14 protein-coding genes are annotated in these 15,623 nt (G+C 42.1%); 10 read left to right on the top strand and 4 right to left on the bottom strand.

The window, feature by feature from the left end:
• The first annotated feature begins 40 nt into the window (after positions 1–40).
• The 5 genes from ACA086_RS03860 (at position 41) to ACA086_RS03840 (ending at position 4,722) form a co-directional block, all read left to right on the top strand.
• Positions 41–772 (top strand): LytR/AlgR family response regulator transcription factor, encoded by a 732-nt coding sequence (locus ACA086_RS03860; protein WP_371002033.1) that lies wholly within the window; start codon positions 41–43, stop codon positions 770–772.
• A 131-nt stretch (positions 773–903) separates the two neighbouring features.
• The gene (locus ACA086_RS03855; RefSeq protein WP_371002032.1) at positions 904–1,050 is read left to right on the top strand and encodes a hypothetical protein; all 147 of its coding nucleotides are present in this window, start codon (positions 904–906) and stop codon (positions 1,048–1,050) included.
• Between the two features lie 85 nt (positions 1,051–1,135).
• The gene (locus ACA086_RS03850) at positions 1,136–3,226 is read left to right on the top strand and encodes a tetratricopeptide repeat protein (RefSeq protein ID WP_371002031.1); all 2,091 of its coding nucleotides are present in this window, start codon (positions 1,136–1,138) and stop codon (positions 3,224–3,226) included.
• A 12-nt stretch (positions 3,227–3,238) separates the two neighbouring features.
• The gene (locus ACA086_RS03845; protein ID WP_371002030.1) at positions 3,239–3,907 is read left to right on the top strand and encodes a histidine kinase; all 669 of its coding nucleotides are present in this window, start codon (positions 3,239–3,241) and stop codon (positions 3,905–3,907) included.
• A 149-nt stretch (positions 3,908–4,056) separates the two neighbouring features.
• Complete coding sequence (locus ACA086_RS03840) at positions 4,057–4,722, top strand: hypothetical protein (RefSeq protein ID WP_371002029.1); 666 nt, start codon at positions 4,057–4,059, stop codon at positions 4,720–4,722.
• On the opposite strand, the gene glyA is transcribed toward ACA086_RS03840, so the two are convergent.
• Positions 4,702–5,994 (bottom strand): serine hydroxymethyltransferase, encoded by a 1,293-nt coding sequence (gene glyA / locus ACA086_RS03835; RefSeq protein ID WP_371002028.1) that lies wholly within the window; start codon positions 5,992–5,994, stop codon positions 4,702–4,704. The two genes, ACA086_RS03840 and glyA, sit on opposite strands and share 21 nt — an antisense overlap.
• Positions 5,995–6,106: 112 nt before the next feature.
• Here glyA and fahA point away from each other — a divergent pair, with 112 nt between their 5' ends.
• A complete protein-coding gene (fahA, locus tag ACA086_RS03830; protein WP_371002027.1) occupies positions 6,107–7,387 on the top strand; it encodes a fumarylacetoacetase in 1,281 nt (426 codons plus the stop codon).
• A 131-nt stretch (positions 7,388–7,518) separates the two neighbouring features.
• Positions 7,519–8,706, top strand: coding sequence for a hypothetical protein (locus tag ACA086_RS03825; protein ID WP_371002026.1), 1,188 nt, complete (start codon positions 7,519–7,521; stop codon positions 8,704–8,706).
• Between the two features lie 32 nt (positions 8,707–8,738).
• On the opposite strand, the gene ytxJ is transcribed toward ACA086_RS03825, so the two are convergent.
• Entirely contained in the window at positions 8,739–9,131 is a 393-nt protein-coding gene (ytxJ, locus tag ACA086_RS03820; protein WP_371002025.1) for a bacillithiol system redox-active protein YtxJ, read from the bottom strand.
• A 157-nt stretch (positions 9,132–9,288) separates the two neighbouring features.
• On the opposite strand from ytxJ, the gene clpB reads away from it, so the two are divergent.
• Positions 9,289–11,889 (top strand): ATP-dependent chaperone ClpB, encoded by a 2,601-nt coding sequence (gene clpB, locus ACA086_RS03815; protein ID WP_371002024.1) that lies wholly within the window; start codon positions 9,289–9,291, stop codon positions 11,887–11,889.
• A 117-nt stretch (positions 11,890–12,006) separates the two neighbouring features.
• Positions 12,007–12,603: a TetR family transcriptional regulator C-terminal domain-containing protein gene (locus ACA086_RS03810; RefSeq protein ID WP_371002023.1), complete on the top strand. Its 597-nt coding sequence runs from the start codon at positions 12,007–12,009 to the stop codon at positions 12,601–12,603.
• A gap of 2 nt (positions 12,604–12,605) precedes the next feature.
• Here ACA086_RS03810 and ACA086_RS03805 read toward each other — a convergent pair whose 3' ends face one another.
• A complete protein-coding gene (locus ACA086_RS03805; RefSeq protein ID WP_371002022.1) occupies positions 12,606–14,210 on the bottom strand; it encodes a PorP/SprF family type IX secretion system membrane protein in 1,605 nt (534 codons plus the stop codon).
• A gap of 91 nt (positions 14,211–14,301) precedes the next feature.
• Here ACA086_RS03805 and ACA086_RS03800 point away from each other — a divergent pair, with 91 nt between their 5' ends.
• Entirely contained in the window at positions 14,302–14,847 is a 546-nt protein-coding gene (locus ACA086_RS03800; protein ID WP_371002021.1) for a histidine phosphatase family protein, read from the top strand.
• On the opposite strand, the gene ACA086_RS03795 is transcribed toward ACA086_RS03800, so the two are convergent.
• The gene (locus ACA086_RS03795; protein WP_371002020.1) at positions 14,825–15,592 is read right to left on the bottom strand and encodes a DUF6503 family protein; all 768 of its coding nucleotides are present in this window, start codon (positions 15,590–15,592) and stop codon (positions 14,825–14,827) included. The two genes, ACA086_RS03800 and ACA086_RS03795, sit on opposite strands and share 23 nt — an antisense overlap.
• Positions 15,593–15,623 lie beyond the last annotated feature (31 nt).

Below are 15,623 nucleotides of genomic sequence, written 5' to 3'. Positions count from 1 at the left end.
TCTCAAGAAGGTTTGCTAATTTTCCCACAATCAAATGTCTATGGAGTATCGATACACCATAATTGATGCAGACGCCACTTCCAATTTGCAATTACAGCATTATCTGGAAGACCATGGTGACTTTATCTGTGTGGATCGATCTAGGGACAGCAGGGAAGGTATCAATTCCATCTTAAAGAATCTTCCGGATCTTGTATTTATCAATCTGAATGACCTGGCCATGGACTACTTCCTCATGGTCTCTGAATTACACCAGTATATGAATGAGCTACCCCTGATTATTGGGATAGCAAAGAGTAAGGAATATGCTTACCATGCCATTAAAAATGGTTTTTTCGATTACTGGCTGATGCCCTATAATGAACTAGATATAAGAAAGACGCTCCTCAGGCTAAAAAAACAGCATCCTAAAGAAGTGAGTTCTCACACTATTTGCCTGAAGTCGTATAAGGATTTCCATTATCTCGACACAGACGAGATCCTCTATTTGCAGGCCGATAATAATGCAACCGACTTTATTATGAAGGACGGGAGTGTAATCAGTGCATTTAAAACACTCAAAACTTTTGAGCGTTCCTTACCCAAAAACTTTATCCGTATTCATCAGAGTTATATCCTTAACATGGACTACGTTTCCAGGATCAATTACGGCAAAAGCATCTGTTCTCTAAAGTCAGGAAAAAAGCAGTTGCCTTTCTCCAAGACGTATAAGGAGAATATCGACGGCCTGAAAAAGGTATTGTCTAAAAACGCCATCTCCACCCTCAAATAATAAAATTCTTACAAAAACCCCTCATACCCTCACAGACACCGGGGGAATACTAAAACTTTTGTTTTAGGGCAATAAACTATTGCACTGGCGAATAGTTTAGTTGAAAATTAAACCTCTAAAACAAAACTCCGATGAAAAAATTAGCATGTATTTTTGCAATAGCCCTTTTTAGCGTATCTATGATTTCCTGTACTAACGACACTGCTGAAGATCAAAGTCTTTATGAAACTCAGGCAACGGATGGGAATACTGATACCGATACCGGTAGAGACGGATAGAACTCTAACACTTACAATTTATGGAGTCTTACAATTTGTAAGACTCCTTTTTTTTATCTTGCCATGAAATTGTTCCTGCTTCAATATGCGACTTTTCTTAAAAGCAATAGTTATTCTCCTGTCATTTGGTCTTTTTTCCTGCAATCAGGAGAAGACCAAGTCGGGAAAGTTTGATAATACTGTTGCTGAAGATCGGATAACTGTTTTGATCGAAAAAGCGAAGTCGTCAAACACATCAACAAGCATTCGTGACTCAATATTAAAGGCAGTTTATGATGAAGTTCAGAATATGCCTGAAGATACCGTAAAAGGGAAATATCTTTCACAACTTTCATTAGCCTATTACAAGTTAAAAGATTCTATCAATTTTAAAAAGATGAACTCTATTGCGATTCGTTATGCAACAGAGACAAAGGATTCCCTGCGTTTAGCTGAAGGCTATTGGGACAGGGGAGCTTACTATAACTGGCCTTCAGTAGCCAAACGCGATAGCGCTTTTTACTATTTTAATGCTACTTTGAAAATTTATAGAGATCTAGAGGAAGATGTAAATGCCGCCCAGATATTAAGATCTATTGCTTCTGTTCAAACAGCCATACATGACAACACAGGGGCTATAGCCACACTTGTTGAATCAATAGAATTACTAAAGCCAACAAATAATAATGAAAGGCTATATGCAGCCTATAATACTTTAGGGATCGCTGAAGGAGCTCTCAATAAATACGATGATGCTATTAAACACTATACCTTAGCGGCCGAATACCTCTCAAAAACAGATTTAGATCCAATAAACAAATCTTCCCTAAATAATAATCTAGGTTTAGTTTATTTCGACTCAGGTGATTTTGAAAAAGCCAAAAGTGCCTTTCAGAATGCCCTGAACACAGATAGCCTTCTATTAAAAAGTCCCAATTCATATGCCCGTGTCTTGGGCAATATTGCCATAACAAACTTGGAATTGGGTGAAACCGCCACTGTGGAAAACGACCTGTACAGGGCTCTGCATATACGCGATAGTATAGGGGACATGGAAGGGCTATCCCTAAACTATTATCATTTAGCCCAATACTTTCAGAAAATGGGAAACCTCCCTGATGCCTTTACCTATGCCACCAACGCCAGGGACCTCGCTAGGGAAATTGATAACAACCTCAGGTACCTTGAGACGCTGCTGCTGCTAGCTGAGCTCGATCCCGAAAATGCTGTAGCATACCAAAAGGAATACATTGCCTTACATGACAGCATGCAAGACGAGGAACGCAATATACGTGACAAATTTGGGCTTATCAGATATGAAACCGCTGAAACTGAAGCAGAAAACATACAACTCTCCAGACAACGTCTGATATGGATTGGTATTTCAGTAGGAGTTGGACTGCTGGCCATCGCCCTTTTTATCATTGTGGATCAGCGCGTTAAAAACCAGCGCCTCAGGTTCCAGCAACAACAACAGGAGGCGAACCAGGAGATCTTTAACCTTATGCTGGCACAAAAACAAAAGCTGGAAGAAGGAAAGCAAACAGAACAAAAACGTATCTCAGAAGAGTTACACGACGGTATTCTGGGGGAAATGAACGGAGTGCGAATGATCCTCCTTGGGCTTAACAAAAAGATAGATGACTCAGCCGTTGCCCTCAGGGAACAGGCCATCGAAAAACTTAAGGAAGTACAGGAAGAGATCAGGGCTATCTCCCACGAACTTAACGATGCCTCCTATCAGAAATTCAACAATTTTATCAGCTCCATCGAAGACCTTCTTAAGAGCAGCTGTGAAACGGCAGGGATTGATTATCATTTTACTTATGATCAGGATCTCGACTGGGATAATTTGGAGGGGATCACAAAAATTAATGTTTATCGGATATTACAGGAAAGCCTTCAAAATTGTATAAAGCACGCCGATGCCTCTACAGTATATGTATCTTTCGAGATCAATGATTCTGATATGGTAATTACCATCCAGGATAACGGGCGTGGTTTTGATGCCGCAAAAGGCAAAAAAGGGATTGGACACAAAAATATTAAATCGCGTGTAAACAAGATTAAAGGCAAATGGTATCTGAAAAGTGCATTGGGCATCGGAACTACTGTTTTGGTGGAAATCCCACTGGAGCACATTTCGCCGGAAGCAAAAAAAGAAATATCTTTACCTAAGGACCTGCAGGAAGCATAAAATGAAGCGGTTATGAAAAAGGTTAGAATCTTAGCAGTTGACGATCATGAAATGACCACTCTGGGATATAAATTTATTCTGGAAGACACTGACTTTGATGGATTCAAAGTCCAGATGGATACAGCTAAATCCTTCGAAGAAGCCACAAAGCGAATTGAAGAAGCTGCCAGTGGGATTCCTTATGACATACTCCTATTAGATATTCAGCTCTCCAACCCTACAGACGGTCCGGCCAAGACAGGTGAAGACCTGGGTGTATTTGCCCGCAAGGTTTCTCCTAACTCGAAGATTGTTTTTATGTCTTCATTCAGTGACAATTATCGCATCAACAGTATCATGCAGGCCGTTGATCCCGAAGGGTATATGGTAAAAACAGAAATAGACCAAAAATCCCTTCAGGCCATGGTGAACACAGTTCTGAATTCACCTCCCTACTACACCCAAAAAGCGCTGGTAGCCATTCGTAAAAAAATGGCTCAGGATATATCCCTGGATGAAAACGATAAAAAAATCCTCTACCATTTGTCCATAGGAACCAAAACCAAGGATATGGTAAAATTTATTTCACTCTCATTACCCGGCATAGAAAACCGAAAAAGACAACTCAAGTCGCTTTTCGGTGTTGAAAAACAGAATGATCAGGCTCTTATTACCGCTTCCAGAAACAGAGGATTCATCTAAAAACTCTTGATCTTCAATATTTTATCTAAAGCAATTCGTATAGAAACTTCACTTTTATATAAAAACCATATAAATTCTATGGTTTTTATATAGTGTACTACTAGCATTTAACATTAATTTTACATTAGGGTTTAAAAAAAGTAGTTGCTATGCCCCACAGACAAAGGAATACAAAGTTGTATTTCTCTTCATGTAATGAAGGGAAGAAGGAGGTTCTTGGCCTGACTTCCCTTAAAAATCGACTCGAAAAGGACTATTTTTCCAATATTGAAATCAGTAACTCTACTGTTTGTTGCGAAGAAAATAACCTGGTCATAGAATTGTTCTGTCCTTTAAATCTGCATGAAGTTTTATTTCATATCCAGCAAGGTACCTGGGGTTCCCACGGACCTAATTGGGTAAATAACGGGCTCACCCTGTTGAATCTTCATATGAAGGAAATAAGGGCACTAAACGGAACCTTTATCGATGTAGAAGAGCTATCCTTCCAATTAAATGATTGTTCTATAGTAATTAAAAAAATCGCCCCTGAAAGCGTTGAACACCAATTAGATACTATCCTTAGTGTATTGGCTGAGAACTATGTCTACCTTACACGACATATGTCTATGACCCCAATGGAAATCTTTATCCCGGTTTACGAGGAAGTTGAATCGGACAATGCTATGCTCCGTTTTGTAGGGCCTAATCAGATCGACGAAAAGGGCTATTACAATTACTGGGGTCTCTACTTTGAATCGGATGAAGAAGCCCTTATCTACGATCTGAAAAGTAAAAATATTATTCGGGGCGACCTAAACCTGCTCAATCAGTAAAGAACTGAACAAGGGCCTTTTCCTCATCATCGCATTTACATTTTCCTTCACTCTGGAGATAACATCGTCATTTTCCGGATTGCTGAGAACTTCGTCGATAAAGGAAACAATAATACCCATATCGTCTTCCTTCAGTCCCCTCGTAGTAATCGCTGCGGTACCAAACCTGATCCCGGAAGTGACAAAAGGCGATTTGTCATCGAATGGGACCATATTTTTATTTGCCGTGATATCGGCCTGCACCAATACTTTTTCCGCGTCTTTTCCGGTAATCACCTTATTTCGTAAATCGATGAGCATTACGTGATTGTCTGTACCTCCGGAAATGATCTTGTAATCTCTTGCGACAAAAGCAGCTGCCATAGCGGCTGCATTTTTTTTCACCTGAATCATATAATGGAGGAATTCTTCTGTCAGGGCTTCCCCAAAGGCGATGGCTTTTGCGGCTATAATGTGCTCTAATGGTCCTCCCTGGTTACCGGGAAATACCGCCAGGTCTATGAGGGAAGACATTTTTCTCAGATTTCCGTTTTTTAACCTGATGCCAAAAGGATTATCAAAATCCTGCCCCATCAGGATGAGTCCGCCTCTCGGACCCCTTAAGGTTTTATGAGTAGTAGTGGTCACAAAATGACAATGAGGAATCGGGTCGTTGAGGATTCCTTTGGCAATTAAACCAGCAGGATGAGCAATATCAGCCAATAAAAGGGCATCTACGCTATCTGCTATTTCCCTGAATCTTTTAAAATCCATGTCCCTGGAATAAGCCGAAGCTCCGGCTATTATAAGCTTTGGCTTTTCTTGGTATGCGATTTCCTGAATTTTATCGTAATTGAGCATCCCGGTTTCTTCCTCCACTCCATAAAAAGTTGCCCTGTATAATTTTCCTGAAAAATTAACCGGTGAACCATGGGTAAGGTGGCCTCCGTGAGAGAGATCAAAACCAAGGATGGTATCTCCGGGCTGAAGACATGCCTGGAATACCGCGGCATTGGCCTGTGATCCCGAATGTGGTTGAACGTTGGCATAAACCGCACCAAAAAGCTCCTTGGCCCTTTCTATGGCAATAGTCTCTACCTGGTCAACAATCTCACAGCCTCCGTAATATCGCTTTCCCGGGTAACCCTCGGCATATTTATTGGTCAAGACCGAACCGGCTGCCTCCATTACCTGCGGACTTGTAAAATTCTCTGATGCTATGAGCTCAATTCCATTGATCTGCCGCTCTTTTTCTGCAGCAATCAGTTCAAAAATTTGTGTATCCCTTTTCATTCCGGCTATTTTCATTCTATTGAGGCGTAAAAGTACAAATTGCAGGGCTTTAATGTCTAGAAAATAATATATTTGATCAGGATTTTATCAAACAGCAATTAACAATTTCTACATGCCTCTAAAAGCTAATAACCCATCCCTTTCGTCCTGGTTGCCGGTACCCGCCAATTCAGACTTCCCGATTCAGAATATTCCTTTTGGCGTATTCCTTACCAGGGATGATGTCATTACTATAGGTACGCGTATCGGAGACCACGCCATCGACCTGGGAGCCCTGCATCAACTGGGCTATTTTAAAGATATTCCCTTAACCGATGATATCTTTCTACAGGACACCCTGAATGATTTTATATCAGATGGGAAAAAAACTTGGCGTTTGGTGCGAAACAGGATAAGTGAAATCTTTGAAAGTGCGAATCAAGAGCTGCAGAAGAATAAAGATCATCAGAAGATCGTCCTTTTTACCATGGATGAAATCGAGATGCAATTACCCGTTCATATCGGGGATTACACTGATTTCTATTCCAGCAAGGAACACGCTACCAATGTAGGGAAGATGTTCAGGGATCCGGAGAATGCATTATTGCCCAATTGGTTGCATCTCCCTGTAGGCTATCACGGGAGAAGCTCAACTATTATCCCAAGCGGAACACCTATCCGCAGGCCCAATGGACAAACACTGCCCAAAGGCGCTGAAAAACCTGTATTTGGTCCCTCGCGATTGCTCGACTTTGAATTGGAGATGGCGTTTATCACTACTGATGCCAATGCTATGGGTGAGCCCATTTCAGTTGAGGAAGCTGAAGAATATATCTTTGGCCTGGTCTTATTTAACGATTGGAGCGCACGAGATCTGCAAAAATGGGAGTATGTACCCCTCGGACCTTTCCTTGGAAAGAATTTTGCCTCTTCCATTTCCCCCTGGATTGTAACCCTCGACGCATTGGAACCCTTCAGGGTAGCAAGTCCTGAGCAGGATCCAAAACCCCTTCCCTACCTTCGCCAAAAAGGCGACAAAAGTTTTGATATCAAACTGGAAGTGGGACTCAAAACCGAGGACGGATCGGTCACTAACCTGTGTAAGACAAATTTCAAGTATATGTACTGGAGCATGGCCCAGCAGCTTGCACATCATACAGTTAATGGCTGTAAGGTCAATAGTGGGGATATGATGGGAAGTGGGACAATTTCTGGGCCTACCCCTGATTCTTTTGGATCTATGCTGGAACTTTCCTGGCAGGGAACCAGGGAAATTAAACTTACCGACGGCAGCACCCGAAAATTCCTGAAAGACCACGACAGCGTTATTATGAAAGGGTATTGTTCCAAAGAGGGAGTGCGAATTGGATTTGGAGAAGTTTCCACAAAAATAGTTCCTGCTCTCGACCTCTAAGTCGCAGTATTTATTAATTCCATTTAGGTATTTCATCGAAACTATACGATAAATCGACCTTTTTCGTTATGATTTTGGAATATTTTGGCATGGCTCTTGGATATGCCAGTAAAACCAGAAAACGTAACGTCATGAAAAAAGCACTACTTTTTATTTCAACATTCATGTTTTTATTAGCCTGTGGAGGTGTAAAAAAAACACAGGAAGCCATCAATACGGGGAATTATCAGCAAGCCATAAACAGGGCTTTGAGAAATCTGGCTGATAACAAGGATAAAAAAGGGAATCAGCCTTATATTATAATCCTTGAAGAAGCTTTCGCGAAGAACATGGAGAGAGAACTTCAGAATATTGCTTTCCTGGAAAAGGATGGAAATCCGGCAAATCTCGAAGCAATTTACAAAGGCTATTCCCAGTTAAGGGAAATTCAAAATCGAATTACCCCCCTGCTCCCGCTCTATGTGCGTGATGAGAACAGAAATGCGCAATTCGATTTTCAAAATTTCGATGAGGATATCATTGATTCCAAAGACAGGCTTTCAGAATATTTATATGAGAATGCCCTCTCCCTCTTCAAAAATGCCACTAACAAAACTGATTACAGGCGAGCTTATGAGGATTTCAGGTATTTGGATGAGATCAATCCCGGATTTGCCGATACAAAAGATCAGATGGAAATGGCCTATCAAAAAGGGCTCGATTACGTAAAAGTAAAAATGATCAACGATACCCAGGTAGTTATTCCAGGACGATTGGAGGAAGAATTATTGAATTTCAATACTTATGGTCTGGATAATCTATGGACGCAATATCACAATAATCCGTTGGAAAACATTAAGTATGATTATGAAATGCAGGTTGCCTTCAGGGAAATCAATATTTCCCCTGAACAGGTAAATGAAAAGCAATTCATAAAGGAAAAACAAGTTGTTGACGGATATAAGTATCTGGAGGATGAAAACGGAAACCTCGTAAAGGATAGTCTTGGGAATGAGATAAAGGTAGATAACTACCGAACCGTTAGCTGTAATTATTATCAATTTACTCAGCAAAAAATGGCTCAGGTTACAGGCCTTGTAAGTTTTGTGGACCTTCATACCAAGCAACAGCTCAATACCTATCCATTGTCTAGTGAGTTCCTGTTCCAGCATGTGTATGCAAATTACAATGGAGACAAAAGAGCTCTCGACAACGAATTAGTTGCGCTCTTAAATCTGGGGGCGGTTCCCTTCCCCTCTAATGAACAGATGGTCTACGATGCAGGTGAAGACCTCAAAGCACGACTCAAAGAGATTGTCGTGAGACATCGCTTCAACTAAATAATAACCCGGAGATCACACTCCGGGTTTTTTTATACATAATCCGAAACTGAAATTCCGTTAATACTCCCATGGGAAGCGTGCCTGATCACATCGCCGTTTTTGATGATCAACAACTGGGGAGATTCGTGTCTTACGCCAAATTGCTGAGCAATTACCGAAGATAGTTCCCTGTTGTACTGGACATGTAAAAGATGAAGTTCGGCCTGTGAGATTTCCAGGGGATAGTTTGCCTCAAACGAGCGCTTTACCATCCCACTGATTCCACAACTCGTGGAATTCTTAAAAATGATCTGTAACCGCTCCTCAGATTGGGCAATGAGCTCCTCCAGCTGAGACTCCGTTTCAAGGAGATTCCATTTGGGATTATTTAACTGCCCTGCTTCACTCTCATCTCCTCCTTTGAACCAATTAAATACACCCATACACTTATAATTTTTACGCCCCGACTTCTTTTTTATCTGACTTATTGTCTTGAAAACGTGGGGTTTGTAAGACATTTTGTCTGGTCTTATACAATGGTAAGATTGTTGACCTATAGCTGGCAAAAGTAGACATTAGAACTAAAAACACATAACGAGAATGAATATTAACAATTTCACTATAAAGTCGCAGGAAGTCATTCAACTGGCCCAGCAAATGGCCCAGGAGATGCAGCATCCTCAGATTCAGAACGAACACCTGTTTAAGGCATTGTCTGAGACAGATGAGAACGTCTTACCTTTTATTTTAAAGAAACTCAATGTAAACCTGCCACTGGTGCAACAGGTTGTAACTAAAGAGCTGGAGAGTATTCCCAATGTAACAGGAGGAGAATTACAATTTTCAAAGGAAGCAGGTAAAACCCTGACCGAGGCCAATATCGTCGCCAAAAACATGAAAGATGATTTCGTGTCGCTGGAGCATATCCTGCTAGCCATATTTAAATCGAAAAGTAAAATTGCCCGCATCCTCAAAGATCAGGGGGTTGCAGAAAAAGACCTGCTCGCGGCCATCAATGAATTGCGAAAAGGAGCAAAAGTGACTTCTCAAAGTGCAGAGGACACCTATAATGCCCTAAATAAATATTCTAGAAACCTCAATGAACTAGCAGACAGCGGTAAGCTCGATCCGGTTATTGGAAGGGATGAAGAAATAAGGAGGGTGCTACAGATCCTCTCCAGGCGTACCAAGAACAATCCTATGTTGGTTGGAGAACCCGGAACGGGAAAAACGGCCATTGCCGAAGGTCTTGCCCATAGGATTATCCAGGGCGATGTACCCGAGAATCTGAGGGAAAAAGTGATTTTTTCTCTGGATATGGGAGCACTTATTGCGGGAGCAAAATACAAAGGGGAATTTGAGGAACGCCTTAAATCGGTGATTAAAGAAGTAACTCAGAGCGATGGCGATATTGTTTTATTTATCGATGAGATTCATACCCTTGTGGGTGCCGGTGGCGGTCAGGGCGCGATGGATGCGGCCAACATTCTGAAACCTGCCCTGGCCAGAGGAGAATTAAGAGCCATTGGAGCCACTACCCTTGATGAATATCAAAAATATTTTGAAAAGGATAAAGCCCTGGAGCGAAGGTTCCAGAAAGTAGTGGTTGACGAACCTGATACAGAGAGCGCTATCTCAATTCTCCGGGGAATAAAGGAGAAATACGAAGCACATCATAAGGTGAGAATCAAAGATGAGGCAGTGATCGCTGCAGTGGAGCTTTCTCAGCGCTATATCACAGATCGATTTCTTCCTGATAAGGCCATCGACCTGATGGATGAGGCGGCTTCCAAACTGAGAATGGAAATCAACAGTAAACCCGAGGATCTCGACGTACTCGACAGGAAGATCATGCAACTGGAGATCGAGATTGAAGCGATCAAGCGGGAAGAAGATCATGCAAAACTTAAAGCCCTCAACGTAGATCTCGCCAATTTAAAAGAAGAACGCAATGAGATCTTTGCGAAATGGGAAAGTGAAAAATCGGTTATCGATGCCATACAGAAAACCAAAGTGGCTATTGAGGAATACAAATTGGAAGCCGAACGCGCCGAACGAAACGGAGATTACGGTCTTGTCGCCGAGTTGCGTTATGGTAAAATAAAAGAAGCCCAGGAAAAACTCGAGAAACTACAGCAGGAACTGGAACAGGCCCAGAAAGGTGGCACATTGATAAAAGAAGAGGTGACCAATGAAGATATTGCGGAAGTAGTTGCCAAATGGACAGGCATACCTGTAACTAAAATGCTACAGAGCGAGCGGGAGAAACTCTTAAATCTTGAAAAAGTCCTGCACAAGCGAGTTGTGGGGCAGGAAGAGGCCATTGAAGCAGTTTCAGATGCTATCCGAAGGAGTCGGGCCGGTTTGCAGGACGCCAAAAAGCCAATCGGATCCTTCCTCTTCCTTGGAACAACCGGAGTGGGAAAAACTGAACTCGCGAAGACACTTGCAGATTACCTGTTTGACGATGAGAATGCAATGACACGGATCGATATGAGTGAATATCAGGAGAGGCATTCGGTGAGCAGATTGGTAGGTGCTCCTCCGGGATATGTTGGATACGACGAAGGAGGTCAGCTCACGGAAGCCGTAAGAAGGCGCCCGTATTCGGTTGTTTTGCTTGATGAAATTGAAAAAGCGCACCCCGACACCTTTAATATCCTTCTCCAGGTATTGGATGAAGGCCGACTCACAGATAACAAAGGAAGGGTAGCCGATTTCAAAAATACCATCATCATCATGACAAGTAACATGGGCGGGCATATCATTCAGGACACCTTTGAGAATCTCAAGGACCTGCAGAGCGCAACAGAAGCTGCCAAAATTGAAGTCATGGCCCTTTTAAAGCAGAATATCAGACCTGAATTCCTGAATCGGATCGATGACATCATCATGTTTACTCCACTCAGCAAAGAGAATATTGTAGATATTGTGCGCCTACAACTGGAGCATCTCAGAAAAATGGTTGCTAAGCAACACATTACCATAGATGCCACAGAAGAAGCCATCGCATACCTTGCAGAAAAGGGATATAATCCACAGTACGGGGCGCGACCTATAAAACGAACTATTCAAAAGGAAGTACTTAATAATTTATCCAAAGAATTGTTGAGCGGTGCTATCACTGCAGAAAGTATTATCCTGATAGATTCATTCGACGATGGACTGGTTTTCAGAAACCAATCTGAATTGGTGGAATAACTTTAAATAGGTAGAAATTAAATATAGCCGGGGACTCTGATTCTCCGGCTATTTTTTTCACAGGATTGTACACTCCACAGGACTTAGTTTTTTATATTCGTAAAAAATTGATCCTTAATGACCTCCAAAGCCGAACGCACCACCGCCTTTATCATAGAAAAAGTGGCCCCCGTTTTTAACAAACAGGGATATATCGGCACCAGTATGAGTGATCTTACTGAGGTTACCGGACTAACCAAAGGCGCTATATACGGGAATTTTGAGAACAAGGAGTCGCTTGCTCTTGCCGCATTTGAGCACCTTAGTTCAAAATTGCTTGCAGCCATCGATGATCGATTAACGGGAGGAGGGCATACACTTGATATCCTTTTCCGGCTTACCGATTTTTACAGGCATTACGATGAGTTTACTGCGCCAATGGGAGGCTGTCCAATACTCAATGTCGGGGTTGATGCACAGTACAACAATCGTCATCTACTAGGCGCAGCACGTGAAACCTTAAGGACCATTGAAGGGAAAATTGCCCTGGTACTGGAAAATGGGGTGAATAAAGGAGAGATTAAACTCCCTGTTCCTCCTTTGCAGTTTGCCAAACAGATGTTTACAATGATTCAGGGAGCGATTTCCATGGCAACCATTTCAGGAGACCGAAAATACCTTCTCAATACAATAGCATACCTGGAAGTCCTGATGAAAAGAGAAATGAACATCTGATACTACTTTCCTTTCACTCTGAAAATCCAGATAGTATCTGTATATTTTCCATCAAACTTACTATCTCTGGCTTTTCTTGCCTCACCCATCGTATTGTAACGCTCGAGATAGACATAGTTTAGTTTCCTCTGTGTCCTGTAAAAAGATTTAGGTTCTAATCCCATTTTCTTCAAGGTCTCCATAAATCTGTTGTAATAACGCTGGGTCCCAAAAACATTGACGATCAAATAATATCCGGGCCGGATATCCTCGGTAAGCACCGCCTCTTCAAATCGCTCTCCCTTAGCAGGTTCAGCTTCTTTCTTTTGCTGAACAGCATCCCTTTCAGCAACTGCCGCAAGGGAATCTTTCTTCTTTTGAATCTCTGCCTGGATCCTCAATCGCTCTTTTTCTTCAGCCATACGCCTCGCCACAACGAGCGAATCTTGCTTGCGGGCCACCTCTGCAAGGGAGTCCTGCGCTTGTTTTTTTGCAGCCACTACAAGGGAGTCCTGTTCTTGTTTTTCCGCAGCCGCCGCCAGGGAATCCTGTTCTTGTTTTTCCGCAGCCACCGCCAGGGAATCCTGTTCTCGTTTTTTCGCAGCCGCTGCCAGGGCCTTGCGTTCCTTTCGGCTGAGTTTCTTTTCCTTTGGTGCCTCCGGCATCTCTTCTACTAGATCCTCCTCTTCTACTTCAAATCCCACAATCTTCCTTCTGGGGTCGGGAAGGGCAAACTGATATGAGCTTACAATTTCGAATGTAGGGTCTTTTCCATCGAGCTCAGCGCTGTTACCAATTTCCACCAATGCTCCTATGGAGAACTTTTTAAAGAAAGTACCCCCGATCCCGCCAGAGAATCCATAAAAATTATGATATCCCCCCTGTACCCAAATTCGGTCAGTCGCAAATAAAGTATTTAAACCGTATTGGGTATCCATTGAAGGTAAAGACTTGACAAAGAACATAGGTCGGATAAACGCATTTTCAAGCATCCCACTGCCGTCAACAGGGAAAGAGTAACTGGCTGAACCAAGAAATATGTTGTCAGCATTACCTTTGTTATTCTCACCTTCCGATATATTATATTCAAACACGTTTTCAGCCATAAACCCCAGAATGAGATTTTTGTAGGCCAGGCGTATTCCCGGAGCGGCCTGGAGAACAAAGCTTGGGTCATTATTCAGAAAAGGAAGACCTATACCCGGATTCTGTTGAAAACGGTCGTCTGCCAGTTCCTGCTGATAGCCAAAAAGGTTTATACCCATAGCCAGAAAAATCTCGGGTGCAATTTCAAAGTCGTATGCGTAGTTCAAAACAGCTCCTGTCTGAAGGAAAACTCCTGTGTTCTGCTGAATAAACCCTATTCCACCTGAAGAACTTGGATTTAATTTATGGGTGTAATTAGCAAAAAGCGTTGTCGGATCAGCATCAGGTTGCTGCCACTGCCATCGGCTCCAAATAGAGAATGACTGTGGATTATTGCGTTCCAGAGAAAATACGGGATTAAAAAGACTGCTATTGTATTGGTTTAAATTGTGTTGCCTGAAATCGTCAGGAAGATCAATTATCTGTGCCTTTACCTGGGTAGCAAGCAACAAACAAAAGAAAATATAAAGTGGTTTTGGCATAGAAAGGTCGATTCAAGGAATTTTCATACTATTTTTACAAAAGTAAAGTTACATAATAGTAGCCAACCCAAAAGATAAAATTCTATCGCATATGAAAACCAGAATCATCACCCTCTGTTTGATAATCCTTGGAACCCTTTTTGGCTGTAAAGAGGAATCCCAGCCTATTAATACTGAAATTGGACCCGAAGTAACAACCTACTATTTTATCAGACACGCAGAAAAGGACAGAACTGATCCCGAAAACAGGGATCCTGAACTCAATCAGAAAGGCCTCGGAAGGGCCATGCATTGGGCGGAGATCCTTAATGATGCCAATATCAATGCGATCTATACCACCGATTATCGCAGAACCACCATGACGGCTGCCCCTGCAGAAGTGAAATACGACCTGGTCCGTCAGTATTATGACTCATCAATGATAGATATCGCGGCCTTTAAGGCAGATAACCTCGGAAATAACGTGTTAGTCGTCGGCCATAGCAATACCACCCCGGATTTTGTCAATAAAATGATTGGGGAGGAAAAATACCCACCTATGGATGACTCAGACAACGGCAGCCTCTTTATTGTTCAACAAATAGGAGACATGACCACCGATGTCCGACTTAACTTTAATTGTAATTGTCCCGACTAACCCGAACGTCTTGGAGTTTGATATCTGAAAGCAGCTCAAGCCGATCTTCTAGAAAGAGATCATCCAATTCCATGATATCTGCGTCCTCTTTGGGTTTGTAGTTACGATAATCCACAAAGCGAATGCCATTCACATAGCGTTGGTTATAAGCTTCCCGGAAGCGAAGTCCGCCCCCATCCACATGGAACTCATAGGCGAGATAATCAGGAGTAAAAGTTTCTTTGTCAATCCAGTATAAATAAACGTCTTCAAAATCTTCCCCACCCCCTTGTTGATCGAAGGTTACCTTAATTTTGTGATACACCTTATCTCCAATTTTTTTTTCACCTATCCATTCCTTATTCACTGCAGCATCATTCAAACCGTAAGGCAAATAGGCAAAATAATGAACTGAATTTATGGAATTACTATACACATTGGCCATGCTATCAGAAACGCGGATGGTATTTCCTTCTAATGTCCTGCTGAAATCATTCCCTGTTCTTATGTCTGAAAGCAAGCCTGAATCGGTTTGTTTGATGCGCTTCATTACCTTCTTTCCCGCTTTTCTCTCAAGCACATACTCCACGTCACGAAAACTGAATGAGAATTCGCTTTGCTCGTAAAGATCCCCTCCGGCAACCTGAATGGCCTTGTCTACAATTTCCTGAGTAGTGACTGACTTATCAGTATTCCTGCAACTGCTAAAGAGCATTACGACAAACATTCCCAGAAGAGCTGATCTGATCAAAATAAATCTTTCCATTATACAAAGAAACAGGGATTATTCCATTAAA

Origin of the sequence: Muriicola sp. E247, assembly GCF_041358175.1 — a bacterium.
Classification (GTDB): domain Bacteria; phylum Bacteroidota; class Bacteroidia; order Flavobacteriales; family Flavobacteriaceae; genus Muriicola.
This window is presented reverse-complemented; position numbering and strand designations above follow the sequence as displayed.